Source organism: Duganella callida (genome assembly GCF_004614165.1).
Classification (GTDB): domain Bacteria; phylum Pseudomonadota; class Gammaproteobacteria; order Burkholderiales; family Burkholderiaceae_D; genus Rugamonas; species Rugamonas callida.
In genome coordinates, this window is sequence record NZ_SPVG01000253.1 from 1 (window position 1) to 26,308 (window position 26,308).

23 protein-coding genes are annotated in these 26,308 nt (G+C 64.8%); 15 read left to right on the forward strand and 8 right to left on the reverse strand.

The genetic code is table 11. From position 1 onward, the window contains the following. The first annotated feature begins 129 nt into the window (after positions 1 to 129). The 3 genes from E4L98_RS26275 to E4L98_RS26285 are packed head-to-tail and all read left to right on the forward strand — an operon-like array spanning position 130 to position 3,259. The gene (locus E4L98_RS26275; RefSeq protein ID WP_135204491.1) at positions 130 to 921 is read left to right on the forward strand and encodes a uroporphyrinogen-III synthase; all 792 of its coding nucleotides are present in this window, start codon (positions 130 to 132) and stop codon (positions 919 to 921) included. Beyond that, the gene (locus tag E4L98_RS26280; RefSeq protein WP_135204492.1) at positions 918 to 2,063 is read left to right on the forward strand and encodes a uroporphyrinogen-III C-methyltransferase; all 1,146 of its coding nucleotides are present in this window, start codon (positions 918 to 920) and stop codon (positions 2,061 to 2,063) included. Before E4L98_RS26275 ends, E4L98_RS26280 begins: the two co-directional genes overlap by 4 nt. 2 nt (positions 2,064 to 2,065) lie before the next feature. Next, on the forward strand, positions 2,066 to 3,259 hold the full coding sequence (locus tag E4L98_RS26285) for a heme biosynthesis protein HemY (RefSeq protein WP_135204493.1): 1,194 nt from the start codon (positions 2,066 to 2,068) through the stop codon (positions 3,257 to 3,259). On the opposite strand, the gene E4L98_RS30230 is transcribed toward E4L98_RS26285, so the two are convergent. Together E4L98_RS30230 and E4L98_RS26290 are read right to left on the reverse strand one after the other, a co-directional pair. After that, a complete protein-coding gene (locus tag E4L98_RS30230) occupies positions 3,256 to 3,399 on the reverse strand; it encodes a hypothetical protein (protein WP_167761455.1) in 144 nt (47 codons plus the stop codon). The two genes, E4L98_RS26285 and E4L98_RS30230, sit on opposite strands and share 4 nt — an antisense overlap. 471 nt (positions 3,400 to 3,870) lie before the next feature. Continuing rightward, a complete protein-coding gene (locus E4L98_RS26290; RefSeq protein WP_135204494.1) occupies positions 3,871 to 4,932 on the reverse strand; it encodes an MBL fold metallo-hydrolase in 1,062 nt (353 codons plus the stop codon). Positions 4,933 to 5,084: 152 nt separating this feature from the next. Between E4L98_RS26290 and ppa the strand changes: the two genes are divergently transcribed. Continuing rightward, positions 5,085 to 5,624, forward strand: a complete 540-nt coding sequence (gene ppa / locus E4L98_RS26295) for an inorganic diphosphatase (RefSeq protein ID WP_135204495.1) — start codon at positions 5,085 to 5,087, stop codon at positions 5,622 to 5,624. Between the two features lie 49 nt (positions 5,625 to 5,673). Here ppa and E4L98_RS26300 read toward each other — a convergent pair whose 3' ends face one another. After that, a complete protein-coding gene (locus E4L98_RS26300; RefSeq protein ID WP_135204496.1) occupies positions 5,674 to 6,273 on the reverse strand; it encodes a Crp/Fnr family transcriptional regulator in 600 nt (199 codons plus the stop codon). 281 nt (positions 6,274 to 6,554) lie between these two features. Between E4L98_RS26300 and E4L98_RS26305 the strand changes: the two genes are divergently transcribed. After that, a complete protein-coding gene (locus E4L98_RS26305) occupies positions 6,555 to 8,135 on the forward strand; it encodes a methyl-accepting chemotaxis protein (RefSeq protein ID WP_167761456.1) in 1,581 nt (526 codons plus the stop codon). Here E4L98_RS26305 and E4L98_RS26310 read toward each other — a convergent pair. Next, positions 8,132 to 9,244 (reverse strand): GNAT family N-acetyltransferase, encoded by a 1,113-nt coding sequence (locus tag E4L98_RS26310; RefSeq protein ID WP_135204498.1) that lies wholly within the window; start codon positions 9,242 to 9,244, stop codon positions 8,132 to 8,134. The genes E4L98_RS26305 and E4L98_RS26310 overlap by 4 nt on opposite strands. A gap of 138 nt (positions 9,245 to 9,382) precedes the next feature. Here E4L98_RS26310 and E4L98_RS26315 point away from each other — a divergent pair, with 138 nt between their 5' ends. The 5 genes from E4L98_RS26315 to E4L98_RS26335 all read left to right on the forward strand — a co-directional run bounded on the left by E4L98_RS26315 (position 9,383) and on the right by E4L98_RS26335 (position 17,329). Then, complete coding sequence (locus E4L98_RS26315) at positions 9,383 to 11,437, forward strand: NAD(+) synthase (RefSeq protein ID WP_135204499.1); 2,055 nt, start codon at positions 9,383 to 9,385, stop codon at positions 11,435 to 11,437. 105 nt (positions 11,438 to 11,542) lie between these two features. Further along, on the forward strand, positions 11,543 to 11,881 hold the full coding sequence (locus E4L98_RS26320; protein WP_019922031.1) for a P-II family nitrogen regulator: 339 nt from the start codon (positions 11,543 to 11,545) through the stop codon (positions 11,879 to 11,881). A 160-nt stretch (positions 11,882 to 12,041) separates the two neighbouring features. Next, positions 12,042 to 13,460 (forward strand): aryl-sulfate sulfotransferase, encoded by a 1,419-nt coding sequence (locus E4L98_RS26325; protein WP_135204500.1) that lies wholly within the window; start codon positions 12,042 to 12,044, stop codon positions 13,458 to 13,460. Positions 13,461 to 13,555: 95 nt separating this feature from the next. Continuing rightward, positions 13,556 to 15,901, forward strand: a complete 2,346-nt coding sequence (locus tag E4L98_RS26330; RefSeq protein ID WP_135204501.1) for a TonB-dependent receptor — start codon at positions 13,556 to 13,558, stop codon at positions 15,899 to 15,901. A 12-nt stretch (positions 15,902 to 15,913) separates the two neighbouring features. Continuing rightward, positions 15,914 to 17,329, forward strand: coding sequence for a sulfatase family protein (locus tag E4L98_RS26335; RefSeq protein WP_135204502.1), 1,416 nt, complete (start codon positions 15,914 to 15,916; stop codon positions 17,327 to 17,329). 23 nt (positions 17,330 to 17,352) lie between these two features. Here the strand turns inward: E4L98_RS26335 and E4L98_RS26340 are convergent, their stop codons facing one another. The 3 genes from E4L98_RS26340 to trxB all read right to left on the reverse strand — a co-directional run bounded on the left by E4L98_RS26340 (position 17,353) and on the right by trxB (position 19,788). Continuing rightward, positions 17,353 to 17,994, reverse strand: a complete 642-nt coding sequence (locus E4L98_RS26340) for a trimeric intracellular cation channel family protein (RefSeq protein ID WP_135204503.1) — start codon at positions 17,992 to 17,994, stop codon at positions 17,353 to 17,355. A 170-nt stretch (positions 17,995 to 18,164) separates the two neighbouring features. After that, complete coding sequence (locus E4L98_RS26345) at positions 18,165 to 18,830, reverse strand: Smr/MutS family protein (protein WP_135204504.1); 666 nt, start codon at positions 18,828 to 18,830, stop codon at positions 18,165 to 18,167. Between the two features lie 4 nt (positions 18,831 to 18,834). After that, entirely contained in the window at positions 18,835 to 19,788 is a 954-nt protein-coding gene (trxB, locus tag E4L98_RS26350) for a thioredoxin-disulfide reductase (RefSeq protein WP_135204505.1), read from the reverse strand. A gap of 212 nt (positions 19,789 to 20,000) precedes the next feature. Between trxB and E4L98_RS26355 the strand changes: the two genes are divergently transcribed. The 4 genes from E4L98_RS26355 to E4L98_RS26370 all read left to right on the forward strand — a co-directional run bounded on the left by E4L98_RS26355 (position 20,001) and on the right by E4L98_RS26370 (position 25,347). Beyond that, positions 20,001 to 22,409 carry a DNA translocase FtsK gene (locus E4L98_RS26355; protein ID WP_135204506.1) on the forward strand — a complete coding sequence of 803 codons (2,409 nt, stop codon included), beginning with the start codon at positions 20,001 to 20,003 and terminating at the stop codon, positions 22,407 to 22,409. Between the two features lie 11 nt (positions 22,410 to 22,420). Then, positions 22,421 to 23,050, forward strand: a complete 630-nt coding sequence (gene lolA / locus E4L98_RS26360; protein ID WP_135204507.1) for an outer membrane lipoprotein chaperone LolA — start codon at positions 22,421 to 22,423, stop codon at positions 23,048 to 23,050. Positions 23,051 to 23,163: 113 nt separating this feature from the next. Beyond that, a complete protein-coding gene (locus E4L98_RS26365) occupies positions 23,164 to 24,468 on the forward strand; it encodes a replication-associated recombination protein A (RefSeq protein WP_135204508.1) in 1,305 nt (434 codons plus the stop codon). Between the two features lie 48 nt (positions 24,469 to 24,516). After that, complete coding sequence (locus E4L98_RS26370) at positions 24,517 to 25,347, forward strand: alpha/beta fold hydrolase (protein ID WP_135204509.1); 831 nt, start codon at positions 24,517 to 24,519, stop codon at positions 25,345 to 25,347. 6 nt (positions 25,348 to 25,353) lie between these two features. Here the strand turns inward: E4L98_RS26370 and E4L98_RS26375 are convergent, their stop codons facing one another. After that, complete coding sequence (locus E4L98_RS26375; RefSeq protein WP_135204510.1) at positions 25,354 to 25,773, reverse strand: hypothetical protein; 420 nt, start codon at positions 25,771 to 25,773, stop codon at positions 25,354 to 25,356. Positions 25,774 to 26,026: 253 nt separating this feature from the next. Here E4L98_RS26375 and E4L98_RS26380 point away from each other — a divergent pair, with 253 nt between their 5' ends. Continuing rightward, positions 26,027 to 26,233: a hypothetical protein gene (locus tag E4L98_RS26380; RefSeq protein WP_135204511.1), complete on the forward strand. Its 207-nt coding sequence runs from the start codon at positions 26,027 to 26,029 to the stop codon at positions 26,231 to 26,233. The last annotated feature ends 75 nt before the right edge of the window (positions 26,234 to 26,308 follow it).

The following is a 26,308-nucleotide window of genomic DNA, read 5'->3' on the forward strand; positions in this document are numbered from 1 at the left end:
TCCTCGCCGCCTGCCTGAGCGAAGCCGCCCAGGCCGACGATGACGCCCGTTCCGCCGAACTGGCCGCCGATGCCGCCCAAGCCGGCGCGCCGTCGTCCGGTTCGCCCGCCGGCGCGGCCTGATCCACGGATGGCCGGCGCCGTCGTCATCACCCGTCCGCTGGCGCAGGCCAGGCCGCTGGCGGCCCGCGTCGCCGCGCTGGGCCGCGCGGTGGAAGTGCTGCCGCTGCTGGAAATCGCCCCGCTGCAAGATCAGTCGGCGCTGCTGAACGCCCTGGCGCGCCTGCCCGACTACGCGCTGGTGGCCTTCGTCTCGCCCAACGCCATCGACGCCGCGTTTGCCCACATCAGGCAATGGCCGCCGGCGGTGACCCTGGCCGTGCTGGGCGAGGGCAGCCGCGCCGCGCTGGCGGCCCACGGCATCACCCCGGCGCAAGCCCGCATCGTCAGCCCGGCCGACGCCGCCCACAGCGACAGCGAACACCTGCTGCAAACCCTGGACCTGGACGCGCTGCGCGGCAAGCCGGTGCTGCTCGTGCGCGGCGAGAGCGGCCGCGAGCTGATGGCCGACGGCCTGCGCGCCGCCGGCGCCCTGGTGGACGTGGTCCCGGCCTACCGCCGCGCCGTGCCCGAGCTGACGCCCGCGCTGGCCGCCACCCTGCGGCGTCTGCTGGCGCAGCGAAACGACTGGGTGATCACCAGCTCCGAAGCGCTGCGCGGCCTGTGCGGCCTCCTGCATCAGATGGACTTGCAGACGGCTGGCGCGATGCAGCACAATAGCGTTGTAGCCATGCAACAACAGCATCTGATCGTGCCCCATGCCCGGATTGCCGAAACGGCAAACAATTTAGGATTTTCCCAGCTGACGCTGACCGGATCAGGCGACGAACGCCTGCTGGCCGCGTTACAATCATGTCTATGAACGATTTGCCTACATTACCTGATCCGGCCGTTTCGACAGCCAAGCCTGTCGAGCCGCCGCCACCTTCGCAGCCCGAACCGAGCCTGCTCGAAACCTTGCAACAACCGCAGATGCTGTCGGTGGGCATCCTCGTGCTGGCGATCCTGCTGGCCGGCCAGACCTGGTCGTCGCACGCGCGCGTGAACAAGCTGCGCGAAGAGATGGCAATGCGGCTGCAGAAGGGCGATGCGTCGAATGCCGACACCGGCAATCTGGTGCGCTCGGTGCAGGAGAGCACCAAGGAGCTGCAAGGCAAGGTGTCTCTGCTGGAGAGCAAGCAGCAGGAAGCCCAGAGCCAGCAACTGGCGCTGGAACAGCTGTATCAGGATCTCTCCAAGAACCGCGATGAATGGGCGCTGACCGAGATCGAGCAGGTGCTGTCGACGGCGTCGCAGCAGCTGCAACTGGCCGGCAACGTGCCGGGCGCGCTGATCGCGCTGCAAAATGCGGACCGCAGCCTGTCGCGCTCCGACAAGCCGCAATTCATCACCATCCGCCGCGCGATCGCCAAGGACATGGAAAAGCTCAAGGCGCTGCCGAGCGTGGACTCGGTGGGTGTGGCGCTACGCCTGGATAATGCGATCGCCCAGATCGATCAGCTGCCGATGCTGGCCGACGAGAAGCCGACGTTGCCGGCGCCGCCCGAGAAAAAGGTCAAGACCAAAATCGTGCGCGGCAAGGACGGCAAGCCGGTCAAGGTGGAGGAGCCGGCCGTCAACCCCTGGCTGCAAGCCTTGCAGGATGGCTGGAATGGCTGGAGCAGCGAGATGTGGACCGATGTGCGCCAGCTGATCCGCGTGCGCAACGTGGAGACGCCGGATGCGCTGATGTTGTCGCCGGCCCAGGCTTACTTCCTGCGCGAGAACCTCAAGCTGCGGCTGCTGAATGCGCGCATGGCGCTGCTGTCGCGTAACGAAGGCGCCTTCCGCGCCGACCTGATCGCGGCGCAGGATGCGCTGGTCAAGTATTTCGATACCCGCGCCAAGTCCACCCAGACCGTACAGGCCGTGCTGCGCCAGGTGCAGAGCAGCAATCTCGCGATCGAGATGCCGACCCTGGCCGAGAGCCTGAACGCGGTGCGCAACTACAAAGCGAAGCCTTAGTCATGCGTTTATTCCTCTGGTTAGTCGCCTTGATGGCCGCCGCCATCGGCATTGCCGTGACGGCGCGTTTCAATCCGGGCAATGTGGTGCTGTTTTATCCGCCGCACCGTATCGATCTTTCGCTGAACTTCTTCGTGGTGCTGGAGGTGGCGCTGTTCGCCTTCCTGTATGTGGTGATCCGCGCGTTCCGCGCCACGGTCAGGATGCCGGCCAAGGTGGCGGCCTACCGTCAGCAGAAGCGCGAGCGCGAAGGCAACAAGGGCTTGCGTGAAGCCCTGAAAGCCTTGTTCGAAGGCCGTTTCGGCCATGCCGAGAAGGCCGCGCTGCGCGCCTCCGAACTGCCGGAAAATGCCGGCGTGGCGGCGCTGATCGGCGCCCGCGCCGCGCACCGCATGCGCCAGGGGCCGCGCCGCGACCAGTGGCTGGCCAAGCTGGCCGGCGACAACGCGATGAAGACGGCGCGCCTGATGACCACCACCGAACTGGCGGTGGATGACCATCAGCCGGAACTGGCGCTGGAGGCCGTACGCGAGCTGAACGCCAGCGGTACCCGCCATATCCACGCCCTGCAACTGTCGCTGAAGGCGCAGCAGCAGGCCAAGAACTGGCCGGAAGTGCTGCGGCTGGTGCGCTCGCTGGACAAGCACCGGGCGCTGCATCCGGCGCTGTCGTCGCGGCTGCGCGAGCTGGCGTATGACGATCTGCTGTCGGGCAATCACGATGCCGAATCGCTGCTGCGCGTGTGGGCGACGGTGCCGACCGCCGACCGCATCAAACCCTACGTGGCCTGCCGCGCGGCGACCGCGCTGAACGCGCGCGGCCTGCACGACGAGGCGCGGCTGGTGGCGGAGGAATCGCTGGCGGCGGACTGGGATGAGCGCGTGGTGCGCGCCTACCGCGACGCGGCGGCCCCGGCAGGCTCGGCGGCGTTGCTGCTGCAGATCGAGCATTGCGAGAACTGGGCCAATGCGCGTCCGACCGACGCCGAACTGGCGCTGACCTTGGGCACGCTGTGCCTCAAGCAAAAGCTGTGGGGCAAGGCCCAGCGCTATCTGGAGCAAGCCTTGTCGGATGCGTCGGAGCCGCGCATGGTGCGCGAATCGCACCTGAAGCTGGCGCAGATGCACGAAGCGCTGGGGCAGGAAGAGGAAGCCGCCAACCACTATCGCCAGTGCGCACTGGCGACGATACTCTAAGGAACAGGCCGGTTGCTACCGGCCGTTTTTTTGTGCGGATACTTTTTCTTTGCATCCCGGTAGAGCCAGACTGATGCCCCTACACCAACGATCACGCCTATGCTGGTGATCAGGTGCGCGAAAATTTCCAAGGGTGTCATGACGGTCTCCTTGACGACAGCTGTCGAAACAGTACCAGACCAAAGGCGATCGATACTGTACATAAGAGGAAGCTGTCTTTTAAGACAGAAGCAGTGTCAATTAGTTCCGGATTACGTTCAGCGATGATGGTAAGTGCGTAAAGAGTGCCGTACAAAGTTACGAACATCAGTGATATAGCATTTAACAGAACTTTTGATCCGTGGTCAGGTGTATGTGCACGCGCAAGCTCATTAATAAGTGAAATGTGGACGACCAGACCAAGTGTTATGAAGTCTGGCGGCGCCAGCAAATTGATGTTGTCTCTCGCGACAGTCCAGGTGAGTAGTCGCGCGAGAACGGGAATCAAACCGATCAGGATAGTATTGATCAGCCATCTGTTGTTCGGGGGAATCATGGCGAGCCTCATCGTGTCGGGCACTAAACCTGCAGTGTAGGTATTGCGCCGGGCAGCGTTATTGAGGGCGCTCAGTTTAGGCGGGATCGCACTCGACCGGGAAGCCTTCGATTTTCCAGCGCAGCATGCCGCCGGCCAGGTTGGCGACCTGGCCGAAGCCGGCCTTGGTCAGCAGCACACTCGCCTGGGCCGAGCGCACGCCGGAGCGGCAGACGGCGACGATCGGCTGCGCGCGGTCGAACTCGCCCATGCGCTCGTTCAGCTGCGACAGCGGCACCAGCCGTGCGCCTTCCAGGTGGCCAAGACGGTCGATGAATTCCGGCGCTTCGCGCACGTCGACGATCTGTACTTCCTTCAGGTGTTCGAGCAGGGCCATCGGTTCGATTTCCCACACGCCGCTGAAGCGCAGGGTCAGCGGCGCCCACGACGGCGTGTCGGTGGGCGCGTCGCCTTCCGGCTTGCCGCAGCGCAGATTGGCCGGCACCGCCACCGCCATCAGCTTGGGATGCGGCAGGTGCAGGTTATTCATGTGGCCGGTGAAGTCGCCGACGTCGACATCGCCGCCCAGGCGCGGATTGTAGCGGCGTTCCTCGGCCACGCTGGTGACGGTGATGCCGCGGTAGTCGTGGGCCGGATACAGCAGGCATGCAGGCGGCAGACTGAGTATCTGCTCGTGCACCGAGGCGAACAGCTGCTGCGGGCTGCCCTGCTGGAAGTCGGTGCGGCCGCAGCCGCGAATCAGCAGGCTGTCGCCGGTGAAGGCCATGCTCTGGTCGTCCAGCACATAGGTCAGGCAGCCGCTGGTGTGGCCCGGCGTCGCGCGCACCTCGAGATGGCGCCGACCGAAGGCGATGCGGTCGCCGTGGTGCAGCGGCAGGTCGGTTTCGCTGGCTTGCGCCGTGGCGGAGATGCCGATACGGCTGCCGGTGCGCTGGCGCAGCCGCCAGGCGCCGGTGACGTGGTCGGCGTGGACGTGGGTATCCAGCGTCGCCACCAGTCGCAGCCCGAGTTCCTGCAGCAGCGCCAGGTCGCGCGGCGCCTGCTCGTAGACCGGATCGATCAGCAGCGCCTCGCCGCTGTCGCCGAGCAGATAGGTGTAGGTGGACGAGGCGGAATCGAACAGCTGGCGGAAGATCATGATGAAATGCGAGTAAGCAACAGGTAGAGGGCGAGTGAGCACCGTAAGTCACCATGATAGCAAATCCCCAACGGTGTTGCGCCGCACAAGCCGCCACTTGTTGGCTATAATGTCGCGGTTATAACCGTCCGCATCAATACAGAGGAAAATCCATGAGCTTGAATAAAGTGCCTTCCGGCAAAGACGTGCCGAACGATTTCAATGTGATCATCGAAATCCCGATGAACGCCGATCCGATCAAGTATGAAGTCGACAAGGAGTCGGGCGCGATCTTCGTGGACCGCTTCATGGGTACCGCCATGCACTACCCATGCAACTACGGTTACGTGCCGAACACCCTGTCGCTGGACGGCGATCCGGTCGACGTGCTGGTGATCACCCCGTTCCCGCTGATCCCGGGTGTGGTGGTGCGTTGCCGTCCCATCGGCGTGCTGAAGATGACCGACGAGTCGGGTGAAGACGCCAAGGTGCTGGCCGTGCCGGTCGACAAGGTGCTGTCGATCTACAGCCACTGGCAGAAGCCGGAAGACCTGAACGAACTGCGCCTGCGCCAGATCCAGCACTTCTTCGAGCACTACAAGGATCTGGAAAAAGGCAAATGGGTCAAGATCGACGGCTGGTACGGTCCGGAAGAAGCCAAGCAGGAAATCCTGGCCGGCGTGGCCAACTACGAGAAGGGCCTGCAGGCTTAATTCGCCGGCAGCCCGCGCAAGCCCCGAGGCGACGGCCCGGGGCTTTTTTTTATGGCTGTTCCGGCCGCGCCACGCCGGTTGCCGCTTCGGCCTCGCGGCGCAGGCGCGACATGTATTGCGGCGTGATGCCCAGGTAGGAGGCGATCGCCCGCTGCGAAATGCGCGCTTCCAGACCAGGATATTCCTCGCGGAACGCCGCCAGCCGCTCGTGGGCCGAGGTTTCGCCATTGGTGTAGGCGCGCTGGGCCAGGCTCTGCAGGCCGGCCATGGCGATGTTCAGGTGATACTGCTGCATCACCTCGTTCTGCGCGCGCAGTTCGCTGGCGGCCTTCCAGTCCAGCGTGAAGCCGTGGATCGGCGTCTCTGCCACCAGGAACTCGGCGGCCGGCTGGCCGGTTTCACCATTGATCAGATCGGTGAGCGTGGTGGCCGATTCGCCCTCGCGATAAAAGCGCAGCGTGATTTCTATTCCTTCGCGGTTGAAAAAGCCGGCGCGCACCACGCCGCTGGCCAGCCAGTGCACCTGGGTGGCCGGCACGCCGGCGCGTTGCAGGTATTCGCCCTTGCGTACATGGAAAGGTTTGGCGATGGTCGCCAGCACATTGGTGACCTGGTTGTACGATTCTTCGGAGACGTCGATCCGCTTCATGGTGGCGGATTTGAAGCGGTTACGTTGTTTTATAAAATCTGCATTCATACTCTTTACCACGTATTGCTTTTTGGAAAACCCTCCAGGGGAAGAAGATATATTGTACTCCCGTACGGGTTTCCCTGATGGATAAACTCATGTTTGAGGGAATCCGTTCCTTTTGGTGCTCTACGGGAAAAATATTTGCCATGGAGACTGTAACCCAAATAACGCCGCCAGCGTATTAGCAGATGGACCGGCCAGGCCGGCCTTTCACTTTTCTGCTTGGGTTGAATTTGCTTATGCTGGTGAATCTGAAAATACGCGCCGCGCTGGCGATGGTGCTGGCCTTGTTTTGCTGTGCGCTGGGCGCTACCCTGTTGGCAGGATGGCTGAACGCGCGCGCGGCGGCGGCCGCCATGGCGCGGGTGACGGCGCTGTCCGACCGCCAACTGCAGCCGCTGCATGACAGCGAACGTTTGCTGCTGCTGACGCTCAGCCGCATGGACAACGCTTACATCGACCTGCTGCGCGGCGATCAGATCACCGCGACCAACCATACGCGCCTGGCGTCCGCTTCGCTGAAAGCTGCCCGTCAGGCGTTCGAGCGCTACCTGCTGGCGTTGCGCGACGATGCCGCGCTGACCCAGCGCTCGGCCATGCTGGTGCGCGCCTACGACGACTATGTGCGCGTGCTGAGCGGGCGGGAAGAGGCGCTGTATGAAGTCTCGCTGGACCAGTACGCCGCCGCCAGCGCCAGCGCGGAGCAGGCCGACGCCGCATTCGCCACCACACTGCACGAACTGATACAGCATGCGGAAACCGTGCGCGCGGGTCTGCGCGATGCGTCCGTTGAGCGCTATCGCGCCGCCAACCGGCTGGCCGCCGGCATTGGTCTGTTTTCGCTGCTGCTGGCGGCCGGTTGCTGGATCTTCTTCCGCCGCCTGGTGTTGCGTCCGCTGACGACGGCGCAGGCGCATTTCGATCGCATGGCGACCGGCGACCTCAGTGTGCCGGTGGCGGCGGCCGGCAACAATGAAATCGCCATGCTGTTGCACGCCCTGCGCCATATGCAGCAGGAGCTGGTCGGCACGGTGGGATCGATCCGGCGCGCGACTGACGATGTGGATGCCGGCGTGCGTCACATTGCCAGCCGCAATACCACGCTGTCGCAGCATAATGATACGCAGGCCGGCGCGCTCAGGCAGACCGCCGCCACCATGCAGCAGCTGGCGCTGGCGGTGCGCCAGAACGCGGACGATGCCGGCGCTGCCGACCGCCAGGCCGCCGATGCGGCGCAGGATGCGGTACTGGGCGGCGAAAAGGTGGCCGGCATCGTGGCGACCATGGAGGCGGTCGGCGCGGCCGGGCAACGCATCGCGGAAATCGTCGGGCTGATTGACGGACTGGCGTTTCAAACCAACTTGCTGGCGCTGAACGCGGCGGTGGAGGCGGCGCGCGCCGGTACGCATGGCCGCGGTTTTGCGGTGGTGGCCGCGGAAGTGCGCGCGCTGGCCCTGCGCAGCGCGGAAGCCGCCGGACAGGTCAAGCAGTTGGTGGCCGCTTCCACCGCGAGCATAGGCGAAGGCGCCGTCCGCGTGGACGAGGCCGGGCAGGTGATGGAGCAGATCGTGCAATCGGCACAGCGCGTGATGGAAGCCATGCGGCGCATCGCGCAGGCGACGGCGGAACAATCCGACGGCATTGCCCAGGTCAGCCAGGCGGTCGCGCAGATGGACCGGACCACCCGGCAGAACGCCAGTCTGGTGGCCGGCACCGCCGAGACTGCCAATGTGTTGGCGCAGCAGGCTGGCCGGCTGGTGGCGGCGGTCTCGGTGTTTCGAACCGCCGGCGTCCCGGTGCTGCCGTCAGAGCGCGGCTAGCGGCCAGATTTGAATGGCGTATGTTCTTCGAGTTCGTCGATATAGTCGTCCATGGCGGCGGTTTCCTGTTGCAGGAAGTCGGCGATGGCGTCGGCGAAGCGGCGGTCGGCCACCCAGTGCGCCGACCAGGTCGGCGTCGGTACCAGGCCGCGCGACATCTTGTGCACGCCCTGGGCGCCGCCCTCAAAGCTGGCGATGCCGTGGCGGATGCAGTAGTCGATTGATTGCACGTAGCAAGTCTCGAAATGCAGGCCGGAGATGAATTCCCGCGTGCCCCAGTAGCGCCCGTACATGATGTTGTCGCCGACCAGATTCAGCGCCACCGCCACCGGCTGCTCGCCGCGCTTGGCCAGCACGAGCATCAGATTGTCCGGCATCTCGGCCAGCAGCCGCTGGAAGAAGGCCAGCGACAGATAAGGCTTGGAATAATGCGCCTGGTAAGTCGAGACGTAGCAGCTGTAGAAGAAGCGCAGCACCTCGTCGCTGATCGCGGCGCCGGCCAGGTGCTCGAAGTGGATGCCGGCGTCGGCCACGCGGCGGCGGTCCTGGCGCAGCTTCTTGCGCTTGTCCATCTTCATGCTGCCCAGGAAGGCGTCGAAATCGGCATAGCCGGCGTTCTCCCAGTGGAACTGCACGCCTTCGCGCAGCATGTAGCCGGCGTCGGCCAGCGCCTGCTTGTCATCGGCGTTGGGGAACAGGATGTGCAGCGAGGACGTCTCCAGCTGGCGCGCCGCCTGCACCGCGGCCTGCGCCAGCAGCAGGCGGTCTTCGGCCGTGCGCGCCAGCAGGCGGCTGCCGGTCACCGGCGTGAACGGCACCGCCGACAGCAGCTTGGGGTAGTAGGGGATGCCGTTGCGGTGGAAGGCGTCGGCCCAGGCGTGGTCGAACACGTATTCGCCGCGGCTGTGCTCCTTCAGGTACAGCGGCATCGCGGCCCGCAGCACGCCGTCGCGGTACAGCACCAGGTAGCGCGGGGTCCAGCCGGTGCGCGGCGCGGCGCAGCCGGTTTCATGCAGGGCGTGCAGGAAAGTGTAGCCGAGGGTCGGATTGTCGCCCGCCAGCGCCTGCCATTGCGCCGGATCCACGTCCGCCAACGAGTCGATAACCATGAACTCCGCTTCTGCCACACTGCCTCCCGCCCGATGCCTGATGATGCCGCCAGTCTAGCTCATCTCCGGGTTTCCCGTAGGCTGCGGCTTCGTCTTGCCCATGCGATAATCGGATTTTGCAGCCCTGAAAATATTGCCATGGCCTCCAACTTCTTCAATCTGTACACGCACGACTTCGCCCGCGTCGCCATCGCCGCGCCGGTGTGCCGCATTGCCGATCCGGCCTACAACGCCGAGCAGACCATCCGCCTGGCCGAGCAGGCCGCCGGGCAGGGCGCGGCGCTGGTGGCGTTTCCCGAACTGGGCCTGTCGGCCTATACCTGCGACGACCTGTTCCATCAGCGCGCCTTGCTGGACGGCGTGCTCGACGGGCTGAGCGCGATTCTCGACGCCTCCACCGATTGGAAGATGGCGGTGGTGGTGGGCGCGCCGCTGCGCGTCGACCACCAGCTGTACAACTGCGCGGTGGTGATCGCCAACGGCCAGATCCAGGGCGTGGTGCCGAAGAGCTATCTGCCGAATTACGGCGAATTCTACGAGGCGCGCCAGTTCAGCAGCGCCGATTACGCGCTGGCCACCGAGATCGATCTGCTCGGCGAGCGCGTGCAATTCGGTTCCGGCCTGCTGTTCGAAGTGGCCGATATTCCCAACTTCAAGTTCCACGTCGAGATCTGCGAGGACGTGTGGGTGCCGATCCCGCCGTCGTCGTTCGCGGCGCTGGCCGGCGCCACCGTGCTGGTCAACCTGTCGGCCTCGAACGCGCTGGTGGGCAAGTCGAACTACCGCAACCAGCTGGTCGGCCAGCAGTCGGCGCGCTGCATCGCCGCCTATCTGTACACCTCGGCCGGCGGCGGCGAATCGAGCACCGACATGGCCTGGGATGGGCAGGGCGTGATCTACGAAAACGGCGAACTGCTGGCCGAGCCGAAACGCTTCATCGACGAACCGACGCTGACCTTTGCCGACATCGACCTCGAACGCCTGTCGCGCGAGCGCATGCGCATGAACACCTATGCGCAATCGGCGCAGCGCCATGCCGCCGAAATCGGTAAGTTCCGCACCGTGTTCTTCGAGCTCGAACTGGCGCGCGACCAGCCGCTGGCGCTGAAGCGCTGCGTCGAGCGCTTCCCCTACGTGCCGGCCGATCCGCGCCGCCGCGACGAGCGCTGCAACGAGGTCTACAACATCCAGGTGCAGGCGCTGGCGCAGCGCCTGGTCACCAGCGGCCTGAAGAAAGTGGTGATCGGCATCTCGGGCGGCCTCGACTCCACCCACGCGCTGCTGGTATGCGCGCGCGTGATGGACAAGCTCAAGCTGCCGCGCACCAACATCCTGGCCTACACCATGCCCGGCTTCGCCACCAGCGAGCGCACCTTGAAGCAGGCGCATGCGCTGATGCAGCTGGTCGGCTGCGCGGCGCAGGAAATCGACATCCGCCCGAGCTGCCTGCAGATGCTGAAGGACCTCGGCCATCCCTACGCCGAAGGCAAGCAGCAGTACGACATCACCTTCGAAAACGTGCAGGCCGGCGAGCGCACCAACCACCTGTTCCGGCTGGCCAACCACAACGGCGCGTTGGTGATCGGCACCGGCGACCTGAGCGAACTGGCGCTGGGCTGGTGCACCTATGGCGTGGGCGATCACATGTCGCACTACAACGTCAACGCCAGCGTGCCGAAGACGCTGATCTCGCACCTGGTGCGCTGGGTGGCCGAGTCGGGCGTGATCGGCCGCAACGACGCGCAGGTGCTGCTCGATATCCTGGCCACCGAAATCAGTCCCGAACTGGTGCCCGGCACCGCCGCAGGCCAGCCCGAGCAGCGCACCGAAAGCACCATCGGCCCGTACGAGCTGCAGGACTTCAATCTGTACTACACGCTGCGCTTCGGCTTTAACCCGTCCAAGGTGGCGTTCCTGGCGCACACGGCGTGGAAGGACAAGGCGCAGGGCCGCTGGCCGGACGGCGACCACGTTACGCGCAACCAGTACGACCTGGCGGCGATCAGGAAAAATCTCGGCATCTTCCTCGACCGCTTCTTCCGCACCAGCCAGTTCAAGCGTAGCTGCGTGCCGAACGCACCGAAGGTGGGCAGCGGTGGTTCATTGTCGCCGCGCGGCGACTGGCGTGCACCAAGTGATGCCCAAAGCGTTGTATGGATGGAAGAACTGCGCGCCATTCCGGTGCAAGAGTAAAGAATAAGCTTATGCGCATGGACAGTCTCCGTGTGTCGATTACAATAGAACCAAAGTTTGCAGTTTTGCTGCACCGGATTTTCGATTTAGACATAAGGAGAAGTCATGAAACAGATTACCGCTGTGATCAAGCCGTTCAAACTCGACGAGGTGCGCGAGGCGCTGGCTGAAGTCAATGTCACCGGCCTGACCGTGACCGAGGTGAAAGGCTTCGGCCGCCAGAAAGGTCATACCGAGCTGTATCGCGGCGCCGAATACGTGGTCGACTTCCTGCCCAAAGTCAAAGTCGAAGTGGTGGTCGACGACGGCGTGGCCGAGCAGGTGGTGGACGCCATCATCAAGGCCGCGCGCACCGGCAAGATCGGCGATGGCAAGATCTTCGTGCAAAACGTCGAACAAGTGATCCGCATCCGCACCGGCGAGACCGGCCCGGACGCGGTGTAAGTCAGTTTCAGCCTTATTCGGAATGCCGGCCTCGCCGGCATTTTTTTTGGGCGGGGCCGATTAAGGTGATTTTTGTATATCTTTTATTGGTTATATTAGTTCGGGTTTTCTAGGTGAATCGGTAATATGGAAAAACTGTCCACTCCTGAAAGCCCGTGCCATGCCCAAGCATCCCTGCAAGCTTATCGCCCTGTCATTGCTGTCGCTCGCCGCCGCCAGGCTGGTTGCCGCGCCCAGTGTCTATCCGACCGGTGTCACCCGCTATGACCCGGCCACCGCGTACAACACCTACGTCATCTTCAGTGGCCAGGACAAGAATACCCATTTGATCGACATGAACGGCAACGAGGTGCACCGCTGGTCGGCGGAAGGCTTCCCGCCGGTGCTGCTCGACCCGGCGCTGACCGGCGGCCGGCGCGGTAACGTGCTGGTGCAGCTGGCCAGCGTGCCGGGCACCAGCAACGAAGGCAATGGCTTGCGCAATCAGGCCATCGGCGAGCTGGACTGGGATGGCACGGTGGTGTGGCAGTGGGGCGCGGCCGCCAGCGCGCAGGACGCGTACGCCGCGCCGGTCGAGGGCAGGGCGCCCGCGCAAGTGCCGGGCGGCGCCGCCCGCCAGCACCACGACTGGCGCCGCCTGGCGAATGGCAATACGCTGGTGCTGGCGAACCTGGTGCATGCGCTGCCGGGCTTCAGTGCGCCGCAGGTGCTCGACGATGTCATCTACGAGGTCGACCGCCAGGGCGACGTGGTGTGGAAATGGGTGGCGTCCGATCACCTGGACGAGTTCGGCTTTTCGGCGGCGGCGCTGCGGCTGGTGAAGCAGGGCGCTTCGCCGCGCGGCAAGGCGGCGCCGTTCGACTACCTGCACATCAACAATATGTCGGTGCTGGGGCCGAACCGCTGGTACGACGCCGGCGATCAGCGCTTCCATCCCGAGAACATCCTGATCGATTCGCGCGAAGCCAACTTCATCGTCATCATCGACAAGCGTACCGGCAAGGTGGTGTGGCGTCTGGGGCCGGATTATCCGGCGCCGGCGCGCGGTCCGCGCGTGCTGCCGCGGCCGGTCGATCAGATCGTCGGCCAGCACGATGCGCACCTGATCGCGCCCGGACTGCCCGGCGCCGGCAACCTGATCGTGTTCGACAACCAGGGCGAGGCCGGCTATCCGCGCGTCAGCGTCGGGGTGCAACCGCGTTCTCGCGTGCTGGAAATCGATCCGGTCAAGCAGCAGATCGTGTGGGAATACACGGGCGGCGATTCGAATGGACCCGACTGGGGCTTTTACAGCTCCTTCATCAGCAGTGCACGCCGTCTGCCGAACGGGAATACCCTGATCGACGAAGGCATGAACGGCCGCATCTTCCAGGTCACGGCGAACGGCGCCATCGCCTGGGAATACATCAGCCCTTATTTTGCGGCGACGCCGGTGGCCGGCGCCGGCAGGCCGGTGCTGAGCAACTGGGTCTACCGCGCGCAGCCGGTGCCGTACGACTGGGCGCCGGCGGGCACGCCGCGTTCGGAAAAAGCGGTGACTCCGCCGGAGCTGGGCGCGTACCGCGTCGTGACCAACTAAAACAGTTCTTCTTATCTTCTTTCATAACGATAACGCGCCGGCCAGCCAGCCGGCGTGCGGGGCAGTCTATGCCCGCTTTTCAGAAAGCCCGGAACATGCGACAGAAAAAAATCGCCGCCGCCATCGCGTCGGCACTGATACTGGCCTACGGGCCGTGCGCGCTGGCACAAACGCCGGCGGCGCCAGCCGCCGCCGTGGCCGTGCCCGGCGCTGTGCTGGCCGCCGATGGCGCCAGCGCCGAGACGGCTGACGCCGACAGCGCGCTGGGCGTGATCGCCAGCGTCACCGTCTCGACCCGGCGCCGCAACGAAACGGCGCAAAGCGTGCCCGCCACCATGAGTGTGCTCGACGACAAGACCCTGGAAAACAACCGCGTCTACCGCGTGCAGGATTTGCAGCAGCTGCTGCCCAGCACCACGGTCAATTTCGTCCATGCGCGCCAGCTCAGTTTTGCCGTGCGCGGGCTGGGCAACAACACCGCCAGCGACGGCCTGGAGGGCAGCGTCGGCCTGTACCTGGACAATGTCTACCTGGCCCGGCCCGGCATGGCCGCTTTCGATGCGCTCGACGTGCAGCAACTGGAACTGTTGCGCGGTCCGCAGGGCACGCTGTTCGGCAAGAACACCACCGCCGGGGTGCTCAACATCACCACCAAACAGCCGGGCTTCCGCAGCGAAAACAGCGCTTCGCTCGCCGTCGGGCAGGACCGTTACGCGCAGGCCAAGGCCAGTCTTTCCGGCGCCTTTTCGGACACGCTGGCCGGTCGCCTGTCCGTCTACAAGACGCACGAAGGCGGCTACATCACCAATCTGTACAATGGCAACCGGGTACAGGGCGGCGAGCGCGAAGGCGTGCGCGCCCAGCTATTGTACGAGCCGGACGCCAGCCTGAGCGTGCGCGTCATCGCCGACTACAACAGCGAAGATTCGAACAACGGCACGCTGGTGTTTTACAACGCCGGCCCGAGCGGACGATTGCTGACGCAGGCCGCCGCGGTCGGCGGCCACGTGATCACCGACCCGGCCCGCTACGCGGTAAACCTGGACAGCGGCTCGCACGTCGACGTGCACCAAGGCGGGCTGTCGGCGGAAACCAACTGGAAGCTCGACAACGACTACAAATTCACCGCGGTCAGCGCGTTCCGCTACTGGAACTTCACGCCCCGCAACGACGACGGGCTGGATGTGCCGGTCACCCTGAACGTGGGCGCGCTGACGCGCCACCGCCAGTTCACCCAGGAATTGCGCCTGGCGACGCCGTCCGGGCGCGAGGTGGAATCGGTGGCCGGCGCCTACTACTATTACCAGAACCTGGACAACACCAGCTTTACCTACAACGGTCCGCTGGCCGATACCTTCAACGCGGCGCCGGCCGGGGCGCTGAGCAACCTCACCAGCCTGGCCGACGGCCATCTGCGCGTCAACAGCTACGCCTTGTTCGGCCAGTCGATCTGGCATATCGATCCGCGCTGGGATCTGACCGGCGGCTTGCGCGCCACCTATGAAGACAAGCGCGCCTATGAAATCCGCTACGCGCCGACCGGCGGCGCCAGCGTCACCGGCGCGGCGCTGGCGGCGCGCAACGCCCGCTACGGCGCGTTCGATTCCGGCGACGTGCGCCTGCATAATCTGAGTCCGTCGGCCCTGCTGACGCTGGCTTACCGGCTGGATGCCGATGTGCTGACCTTCGCCACGCTGTCGCACGGCGAAAAGTCGGGCGGCATCAACCTGACGGTGCCCGGCGCGGCCGGCATCGCCTCGCTCAAGGTGGGCAACGAGAAAGCCAACAACCTCGAACTGGGCATCAAGAGCAATCTGTGGGAGCGCCGCGCGCAGATCAATGCCAGCCTGTTTGCCAACATCGTGCGCGGCTACCAGAACAATGCCTACGACCCGGCCACGCTGACGTCTTATCTGACCAACGCCGGCGACGTGCGCAGTCGCGGCGCGGAACTGGAAACGTCGTGGCTGGCCGCGAAAGGCCTGACCCTCGGCGCCAACGCCGCATACAACGACGTCCGCTATCTGCGCTACACCAACGCGCCGTGCCCGCCGGAGAGTGGCGCCACAGCGTGCGATTTGTCGGGCCGCGCCGCGCTGGTCAACGCGCCGCGCTGGACCGGCAGCCTGAACGCGCAATACGCGCACGCGCTCGCCGAGCGGGTGGAGGGCTACGTCAACGCCAACTATGCCTACCGCGACGAGGCCTACGGCACATTGGACGCGTCGCGTTATTCGAAGATTCCCGCATACAGCCTGAGCAACCTGTCGGCCGGCGTCCGCTTCAAGGCCGGCGGCGCCCGATGGGACGTATCGCTGTGGGCCAAGAACGCCTTCGACAAGCTGTATTACACCAGCATGTGGAACACCAGCTTCGGCGCGTACAACGCCGTGATTGGTACACCCCGCACTGTGGGCCTCAGCGCCCGCGCAGATTTCTGAACAGGAGACATGATGACCAGCACTTCCCGCCGCCGCGTGCTCAAAACCCTGCCTGCGCTGGCGCTGGCAAACTGCCTGCCGGCCGCACGCGCGGCCGGCCAGCCGCAACCGAACATCGTCTTTATCCTGGCCGACGACATGGGCCACGCCGACCTGGGCGTGTACGGCCAGACCGACTATCAGACGCCTCACCTGGACCGGCTGGCCGCGCAGGGACTGCGCTTCACCCAGGCTTACGCCAACTCGGCGGTGTGCTCGGCGACGCGCTTCGCCCTGATCACCGGCCGCTACCAATACCGTTTGCGCGGCGGGCTGGAGGAGCCGATCGCCGGCGCATCGGACACCATCGGCCTGCCGCCATCGCATCCGACCCTGCCGTCGCTGTTGAAGCGGCAGGGCTACACCACCGCGCTGATCGGCAAATGGCATCTGGGCTACCTGCCGGCGTTCGGCCCGCTGAAAAGCGGCTACGACAGCTTCTTCGGCAACTACGGCGGCGCGATCGACTACTACACGCACAAGCCGGGCGTCGGTCCGCAGGTGCGGGAAGATTTGTACGAAGGCGAGGTGCCGGTCCACCAGGTCGGCTATTACACCGATCTGCTGGGCGCGCGCGCGGTGGCGTTCATCAACCGCCAGCAGGCCGGCCAGCCGTTCCTGCTGTCGCTGCACTACACCGCCCCGCACTGGCCGTGGGAAGGGCCGGGCGACGAGGCGGTGTCGCGCGAGATCGACAACATCTTCCATTACGACGGCGGCGACCTGGCGACCTACGGCCGCATGGTGGAGGCGCTGGACGCGTCGGTCGGCCGCGTGCTGCGGGCGCTGGAACAGCGCGGTCTGGCCGACAACACCATTGTGATCTTCACCAGCGACAATGGCGGCGAACGCTTTTCCAAGACCTGGCCGCTGACGGGCCAGAAGACCGAGCTGCTGGAAGGCGGCATCCGCGTGCCGGCGCTGGTGCGCTGGCCGGGCAGGATCGCGGCCGGGCAGGTCAGCGCGCAGGTGGCGATCAGCATGGACTGGCTGCCGACCCTGCTGGCGGCGGCGGGCGCGGCGCCCGACCCCGACTATCCGAGCGACGGCCAGAACCTGCTGCCGGTCCTGCTGGGTCAGGCGCAGCCCTATGAGCGCACGCTGCTGTGGCGCTACAAGGCCAACGCGCAGCGCGCAATCCGCGCCGGCGACTGGAAATATCTGAAGATCGGCAAGAACGAATTTTTGTTTGATGTGGTCAAGGATCAGCGCGAGCGCGCCAACCTGGCCAGACGCCATCCCGAGGTGTTCGCCAGGCTCAAGGCGCAGTGGGAGGCGTGGAACCGGCAGATGCTGCCGATAACGGCCGATGTGCGCACCCACGCCGTCACCGGCAATGTGCAGGCGGACCGCTATGGCGTCACGACAGCGGGCAGCCTGGAGGATTGAGGCGCACGCCGGCGGTCGCGCGCTCAGGGGTTCTTGTGATAGTGGATGTGCAGGTCGAACTTCCAGGTCACCAGCCGCAGGATGGTGATGAAGGCGGCGCTGGTCCACAGCGCGAAGTCGTCGGAAACGTCGGTGTATTGCAGTCCGATGTAGAGCCAGGCGCCGAAGAAGGCGCAGATGGCGTACGGCTTGCCATCGCGGAAGACCATCGGCACCTCGTTGCAGACGATGTCGCGCAGCACGCCGCCGAAGATGCCGGTGATGACGCCCATCATCGAGGCGATGAAGATCGGCATGTGCGCGGTCTGCGCCTGCGCCACGCCGGCCACCGCAAACAAGCCGAGGCCGATGGCGTCCGCCACCACGATCACCCGTTCGGAAATGATCTGCCTGACGGTTTTCATCAGCGGCGTCGCCAGCAGGGCCAGCACGAAGATCAAAATCGCGTATTCCTGGTGCTGGACCCAGAACAGCGGCCGCTTGTCGAGCAGGATGTCGCGCAGCGTGCCGCCGCCGAACGCGGCAATGAAGGCGACCGTGAATACGCCGACGATGTCCATGCGCTTGCGTCGCGCTTCCACGAAACCCGATAGCGCCCCCACCAGTATCGCCACGACTTCAATGATGGCGATCAGGGAAACGTGCGGTATCGGTAAATGCTTCATCGGTTGCTTGCAGGACCATGGTTGCGTTGCACGTAGGTTAACATGACCGACCCGTCAGGGATAGATCCGTTGAATCAGATTAACGTTTCGCGGGGGGGGGGCAAACAACAACGGCAGCCGGCCGTGGCGGCGGCACAGGGGAGGGATGCGGGCGCCGCGGCGCCCGGCGGTCAGTAGCGCTGCGGCTGCAGGGCGGCGCGCAGCAGCACGATCAGCGCGCCTTCGCCGCCTTCGTGGTTGCGTGCCTGGCAGAACGCCACCACGCCTTTTTGCACCAGCCAGCTGTGCACCATGGATTTCAGCACCGGCTCCTGGCCGCGCGAACCGAAGCCGCGGCCGTGGATCACGCAGACGCAGCGGTGATTGCGCTGTTGGGCGCGGGTCAGGAAGGCGCCCAGCGCGTCGCGCGCCTGGTCGCGGTTCATGCCGTGCAGGTCCAGCTCGTCCTGGACCGGCCAGTGGCCCTTGCGCATTTTCTTCATCACGTCCGGGCCGACGCCGGGCGCCGAGTAATTCAGCGCCGGATCGTCTTCCAGGTAATGATCGACCTCGAACAGGTCGGACAGCGATTCGCGCAGCACGGCCGCGTCGTCCTCGGCCTGGGTCAGCTTGCGGGCCGGCGCCTTGTCCGGCGCGACCGATTTGGGCACGCTGGGCGGCACGTAGCGGTCCGAGACCGGCATGCGTTGCACGCCACCCAGCGCCGACTGGAACAGATTGGCTTCGACGGCCTGCTTCTTCTGCTGTTGGACGCGCTCCTTGTCGGCGACGGCGCGCGCCTCGGCCTGCTCCTTGAGCTGTTTGCCCAGGGATTTCAGGTCGGCGAAGTCTTTCATGCGCTTACTCCTGCGCTTCCAGGTAGCGCTGCGCGTCCAGCGCGGCCATGCAGCCGGTGCCGGCGCTGGTGATGGCCTGGCGGTAGATGTGGTCCTGCACGTCGCCGGCGGCAAACACGCCTGGCACGCTGGTGGCGGTGAACATGCCGTCGCTGCCGGCATTGGTCTTGATGTAGCCGTTGTGCATTTCCAGCTGGCCTTCGAAGATGCCGGTGTTGGGCTTGTGGCCGATCGCCACGAACAGGCCGTGCACGGCGATTTCGGTGATGGCACCGGTGTCGGTCGATTGCAGCTTGAGGCCGGCCACGCCGCCCTCATTGCCGGTGACTTCCTGCAGGGTGTGGTTGTACTTGATCTCGACCTTGCCTTCGGCGACCTTGGCGTGCAGGCGGTCGATCAGGATCGGTTCGGCGCGGAACTTGTTGCGGCGGTGGATCAGCGTGACCTTGCTGGCGATGTTCGACAGGTACAGCGCTTCCTCGACCGCGGTGTTGCCGCCACCGATCACCGCCACTTCCTGGTTGCGGTAGAAGAAGCCGTCGCAGGTGGCGCAGGCCGACACGCCGCGGCCCATGAATTCCTGCTCCGAAGGCAGGCCCAGGTACTGGGCCGAGGCGCCGGTGGCGATGATCAGGGTGTCGGCGGTGTATTCATGGCTGTCGCCGATCAGGCGCAGCGGCTTTTCGTTCAGCTTGACCGTGTGGATGTGGTCGAACACGATTTCGGTGTTGAAGCGTTCGGCGTGCTGCAGGAAGCGCTGCATCAGGTCGGGACCGGTCACGCCCATCGGATCGGCCGGCCAGTTCTCGACATCGTGGGTGGTCATCAGCTGGCCGCCCTGCTCGACGCCGGTGACCAGCATCGGTTTCAGGTTGGCGCGTGCCGCGTAAATGGCGGCGCTGTAGCCGGCGGGGCCGGAGCCGAGTATCAGGACGCGGGCGTGTTTGGGAGTGGTCATGGCAAGCTTCTTCAAGTATGTTGGATTAATCCGAATGTGGGGGCGCACGCAAGAGCCGCAAGGGATGCTGCTATTGCAATTACGCAAGCAATACAAGATTATAGTGCAAGCGCGGAATCAGGATGAATCGTGGGGCCGGAATGGCCCGTATGCCTTAGAATACCGCTTGAGGAACATTTCCTGACCGCCAACATTGCAACACCTTAATACCTATGAGCAGTAAAAAAGTTCAGGAACGCACGCCGCGCAGCAGCGCCGGCAGCGCCGCCGCCTCCGGCTACACCCGCACGCCCGTCGAGCGCCAGCCGCTGCCGAACCGGCTGGTGCGGCTGCTGTCGGAAGCGCGCTGGCTGGCGCTGGCGGTGCTGGGCGTGTATTTCGTGCTGATCCTGGCCAGTTACAACAAGCTGGATCCGGGCTGGTCGCACGAGACGCTGGTGCCGCAGGTGCGCAACCTGGGCGGCCGCGCCGGCGCCTGGCTGTCGGACCTGCTGCTGTATATTTTCGGCATCTCCGCCTGGTGGTGGGCGTTCTGCCTGCTGCGCGTGGTGTGGAAGGGTTACCGCGGCCTGACGCACAAATACGTGCTGTCGACCGAGCCGGAACCGGAGCACGCGCAGGAGGGGCTGATCCGCGCGATCGGCTTCGTGCTGCTGTTCATCGGCAGCGTCGGCCTGGAATTCCTGCGGCTGCGTTCGCTGACCAGCCACGCCGCGCTGCCGCGCGTGTCGGGCGGCGTACTGGGCGAGCTGATCGGGCATTCGGCGCACGTGGCGTTCGGCTTCACCGGCGCCACGCTGTTGCTGTTGCTGCTGTTCGGGCTGGGCTTCAGCCTGTTCTTCCAGGTGTCGTGGATGGCGGTGGCCGAGCGTATCGGCGCCGGCATCGAGAACGTGATCGACTGGTTCATCCAGCGCTACCAGTACCGCGAGGACCGCCGCCAGGGCGAGGTCGCGGCGGTCAAGCGCGAGGAAGTTGTGGTGCACGAACGCGCCAAGCACGTGGAAAAGCATCCGGTGGCGGCGCCGCCGATCAAGGTCGAGCCGCAGGTGGTCACGGTGGTCAAGTCCGAGCGCGTGGAGAAGGAGCGCCAGGCCAGCCTGTTCCAGGACCTGCCGCGCCCGGGCGGCGACGGCGGCCTGCCGGCGCTGTCATTGCTGGACGAGGCGCCGGAAACCCAGGAGACGCTGTCGATCGAGACGCTGGAATTCACCAGCCGCCTGATCGAGAAGAAGCTGTCCGACTTCGGCGTCGAGGCCAAGGTGGTGGCCGCTTATCCGGGGCCGGTGGTGACGCGTTACGAAATCGAGCCGGCCACCGGCGTCAAGGGCAGCCAGATCGTCAATCTGGCGCGCGACCTGGCGCGTTCGCTGTCGCTGACGTCGATCCGCGTGGTCGAAACCATCCCCGGCAAGAATTACATGGCGCTGGAGCTGCCGAACCCCAAGCGCCAGATCGTGCGCCTGACCGAAATCCTCGGTTCCAAGGTCTACAACGACAACGCCTCGCCGCTGACGGTGGCGCTGGGCAAGGACATCGCCGGCAAGCCGGTGGTGGCCGACCTGGCCAAGATGCCGCACCTGCTGGTGGCCGGCACCACCGGTTCCGGCAAGTCGGTGGGCATCAACGCCACCATCCTGTCGCTGCTGTACAAGGCCGATCCGCGCGACGTGCGCATGATCCTGATCGATCCGAAGATGCTGGAGATGTCGGTGTACGAGGGCATCCCCCACCTGCTGGCGCCGGTGGTCACCGACATGCGCCAGGCCGGCCACGCGCTGAACTGGGCGGTGAACGAGATGGAGCGCCGCTACAAGCTGATGTCCAAGCTGGGCGTGCGTAACCTGGCCGGCTACAACGCCAAGATCGCCGAGGCCAAGAAGAAGGAAGAACACATTCCGAATCCGTTCAGCCTGACGCCGGATTCGCCGGAACCGCTGGAAAAACTGCCGACCATCGTCATCATCATCGACGAGCTGGCCGACCTGATGATGGTGGTCGGCAAGAAGGTGGAAGAGCTGATCGCGCGTATCGCGCAAAAGGCCCGTGCCGCCGGCCTGCACTTGATTCTGGCGACGCAGCGCCCATCTGTGGATGTGATTACCGGCCTGATCAAGGCGAACATCCCGACCCGGATCGCGTTCCAGGTCTCGTCGAAGATCGACTCGCGCACGATTCTGGATCAGATGGGCGCGGAAACCCTGCTGGGCATGGGCGACATGCTGTACATGCCGCCCGGCACCGGCCTGCCGATCCGCGTGCACGGCGCCTTCGTCTCGGATGACGAGGTGCACCGGGTGGTGAAACACCTCAAGACCACCGGCGAGCCCGATTACATTGAGGGCATCCTCGAAGGCGGCACGCTGGAAGGCGAGGGTGGTGGCGCCGACGGCGCCCCGGCCGGCGAGGGCGGCGGCGAGGCCGATCCGATGTACGATCAGGCGGTGCAGGTGGTGCTGAAGAACCGCCGCGCCTCGATCTCGCTGGTGCAGCGCCATCTGCGCATCGGCTACAACCGCGCGGCGCGCCTGCTGGAACAAATGGAAAATAGCGGCGTGGTCTCCGCCATGCAATCGAACGGCAACCGCGACATTCTCGTGCCGGCTGCCAGTGCAGAATAAGGATAAATCGTATGATGCGTTTTAAATCGGCCATGGCCCTGGGCGCCGGCCTGCTGCTGGCGGGCTTCGCCCACGCCAGCGCGCTGGAGCAGTTCAAGTCTTTCGTGGCATCGACCAAGGCGGCCAGGGGCGAGTTCGTGCAGCGCCAGGTCAAGGGCAGCACGGAGGCACCGAAGGTGTCGACTCCGGCCAGCGGCACCTTCGTGTTCGCGCGCCCCGGCAAGTTCATCTGGACCTACAGCAAGCCGTACGAGCAGGTGCTGCAGGCCGATGGCGACCAGCTGTTCGTGTACGACAAGGATTTGAACCAGGTCACGGTCAAGAAGCTTGGCGATGCGCTGGGTTCGTCGCCGGCCGCGATCCTGTTCGGCAGCAATGATCTGGAAAAGAATTTCACCCTGTCCGAAGGCGGCAGCAAGGATGGCCTGGAGTGGCTGAAAGCAGTGCCGAAAGGGAAGGACACCAGCTTCGAGCAAATCAACATCGGCCTGCGCAACGGCTTGCCGGAAGCGATGGAGCTGAAGGATTCCTTCGGCCAGACCTCGGTGCTGAAGTTCAGCAAAATCGAAAAAAATCCGGCGCTGAGTGCCACGAGTTTTAAATTCGTCATCCCCAAGGGCGCGGACGTATTCAATAATTGACCGCTGGCTGAATCATTGTCATTCCCGCGCACGCGGGAATCCATGCTGAGCATCCCGGCCAGCGCTGTATGGATTCCCGCGTCCGCGGGAATGACATTATTGGCCTTAAGAACATGGCAGACTTATTTTCCACCGAACCGCGCCAGCCGCTGGCCGAAGCCCTGCGGCCCAAGACGCTCGACGACGTCATCGGCCAGCGCCACCTGCTGGGGCCGGGCAAGCCGCTGCGGCTGGCGTTCGAGTCGGGCCAGCCGCACTCGATGATCTTGTGGGGGCCGCCCGGCGTCGGCAAGACCACGCTGGCGCGCCTGACCGCCAAGGCCTACGACTGCGCCTTTATCGCGCTGTCGGCGGTGTTCTCGGGCGTGAAGGATATCCGCGCCGCCATGGAACAGGCCCAGCACAACCTGGACATGGGCAAGCACACCATCCTGTTCGTCGACGAGATCCACCGCTTCAACAAGTCGCAGCAGGACGCCTTGCTGCCATACGCCGAATCGGGGCTGGTGACGCTGATCGGCGCCACCACCGAGAATCCCTCGTTCGAGGTGAACTCGGCACTGCTGTCGCGCGCGCAGGTGTATGTGCTGAAATCGTTCGACGAAAGCGAGCTGCGGCAGATGGTCGACCGCGCGCGCGCCAAGGTGCTGACCCAGCTGGAATTCGACGAAGCGGCCATCGACACCCTGATCGGCTACGCCGACGGCGACGGCCGCCGCCTGCTGAACCTGCTGGAACAGACCAGTACCGCCGCCAACGCCGCCAAGACCAACAAGATCACGGCCGAGTTCATCCAGAACGCGCTGACCCTGAACGCGCGCCGCTTCGACAAGGGCGGCGACAATTTCTACGACCAGATCTCGGCGCTGCACAAGTCGGTGCGCGGCTCGAATCCGGACGCGGCGCTGTACTGGCTGTGCCGCATGCTGGATGGCGGCGCCGACGCGCGCTACCTGTCGCGCCGCATCGTGCGCATGGCGTGGGAAGACATCGGCCTGGCCGATCCGCGCGCCATGCAGATCGCCAACGACGCGGCCACCACCTACGAGCGGCTGGGGTCGCCGGAGGGCGAGCTGGCGCTGGGGCAGGCGGTGGTCTACCTGGCGATTGCCGCCAAGAGCAACGCCGGCTACAACGCCTTCAACGAAGCCATGGCCTTCGTGCGCAAGGACAAGTCGCGCGAAGTGCCGGTCCACCTGCGCAATGCGCCGACCAAGCTGATGAAGGAGCTCGGCTACGGTCACGAATACCGCTACGCCCACGACGAGCCGCACGCCTACGCGGCGGGCGAGACCTACTTCCCCGACGACATGCGCGAACCCGGCTGGTACCAGCCCGTCCCGCGCGGGCTGGAAACCAAGATCGCCGACAAGCTGGCCTTCCTGCGCAAACTGGATGAGGACGCTGGCAAGTCGTAATGTTGTAAGATAAGACATTCAACAGCGCGCAGTTTTCAGAGGAGCAGCATGCAGCCGGCTATGGTGGTCGACGGGATCGACATTTTTATCGAAGGTGAGGGCGACGAGACCATCGTCATGATCCACGGCTGGCCCGATACCTACCGCCTGTGGGACGCGCAGGTGGCCGAGCTCAAGCATCGCTACCGTTGCGTGCGCTTTACGTTGCCCGGTTTCGATATCGCCAAGCCGCGCCGCTCGTATACGCTGGACGCCATGGTCCGCATCCTGCTGCACATCGTCAACAGCGTGAACAAGAAGGACAAAGTCATCCTGATGCTGCACGACTGGGGCTGCGTGTTCGGCTACGAGTTTTACATGCGTAATAAGGCGCTGGTCTCGGCCATCATCGGCGTCGACATCGGCGATGCGCAGTCCAAGGCCACGCGGCGCTCGTATTCGGTCGGCCAGAAAATGATGGTGGGCGGCTACCAGAGCACGCTGGCGCTGGCCTGGACCATCGGCGGCCCCATCGGCAGGATGATGACGCGCTCGATGGCCGGCGCGCTGGGGGCGCCGTCGCCGCGGGAATACATCAGCTCGGGCATGAACTTCCCGTACTACATCCTGACCGCCGGCGCGGCCGGGTCGTACAGCTCGCTGGTGCCGTTCGTGCCCAGGGTGCCGATGCTGTACATCTACGGCATGCGCAAGCCGTTCATGTTCCACTCGCCGCAATGGACGGAAACGCTGGCGGCCAAGCCGGACAGCAAGGTGGTGGCGCTGGAAACGGGACACTGGCCCATGGTGCATCAGGCGCAGCGCTTCAATGAAATCGTCCTCGGCTGGCTGGACAAGCCAGCCCAAACCGGGGACGCGGAGGAAGAGGACGCCGCCTGAGCGCGCTTAGCGCAGGCGGATCGGCTTCTGGTACGGGGCGAACGGCGGCGGCGGCAGCTGCGCCGAAGCGTAGGCGTCGCGGAAGCACTGGGCTTTCTTGTTCTCGACGTCGGTGATGGTCTTGGTGACCTTGCCCTGCGCGTCCAGGGTCAGGATGATCACCACCGGGTACTTCGACATGTCGTGGCAATTGCCGCGCTCATCCAGCTTCTGCGCGTTGTTATAGTTCAGCGAGACTTCCTCGTACTTGGTCGCCTTGTCGTTCGGGAACTGGCCGTTAAACTGGTTCATCGCGGCGGCGAAGTTGGGATTCTGCGGCGGCGGCGGTTCGTTGGCGTTGGAGCCGGCGCCGCCCATCGTCGAGCAGCCCGCCGCCAGCAGCACGGCGGCACTGGCCGCGGCAAGTTTCAGCATCTTGGTCTTCATTTTTTTCTCCTTGTGGTTTGTACTGTTGAGCACATAGTACAAATTTCAATCGGCGCATGGCGCACGATTAGTTGCGTAGGAGAAATCCTACGCGGGCTGATGGCGGCGTCCTGCATGTCGTTGCCTGCCGGTTTTTCGCATTTCAGCCGCCGTTTTTTGCGCTTCATCGCAAGCCGGTGGAGGCCCGGAGCGCCTTTGGATACAGTATCACCATACCGCAGCAGTTCTTAACCGACACCCGAAGGAGAACATCATGAACATCGCCAAACATATGGAAGTCATCTTCGTTGCCGCCGCCGTGATCGGCGCCGCCACCAGCTACGCCTCGGCCGCCAACGACCGCGCCGAAGCGCTGGCGCCGGCCGCCATCACGACCGTGATCGCCAAGGCCGACAGCAGCATGCCGAGCGTGACCGTCAGCGCCAAACGCCTGACCGCCGCTGAAAAAGCCGCCCTGTAATGTCCGCCAGCCGGCGGGCTGTTAAAACTCGCAAGGAAGTGGTCTCGTCTTGGTACAATTGACGTTTTCGATACA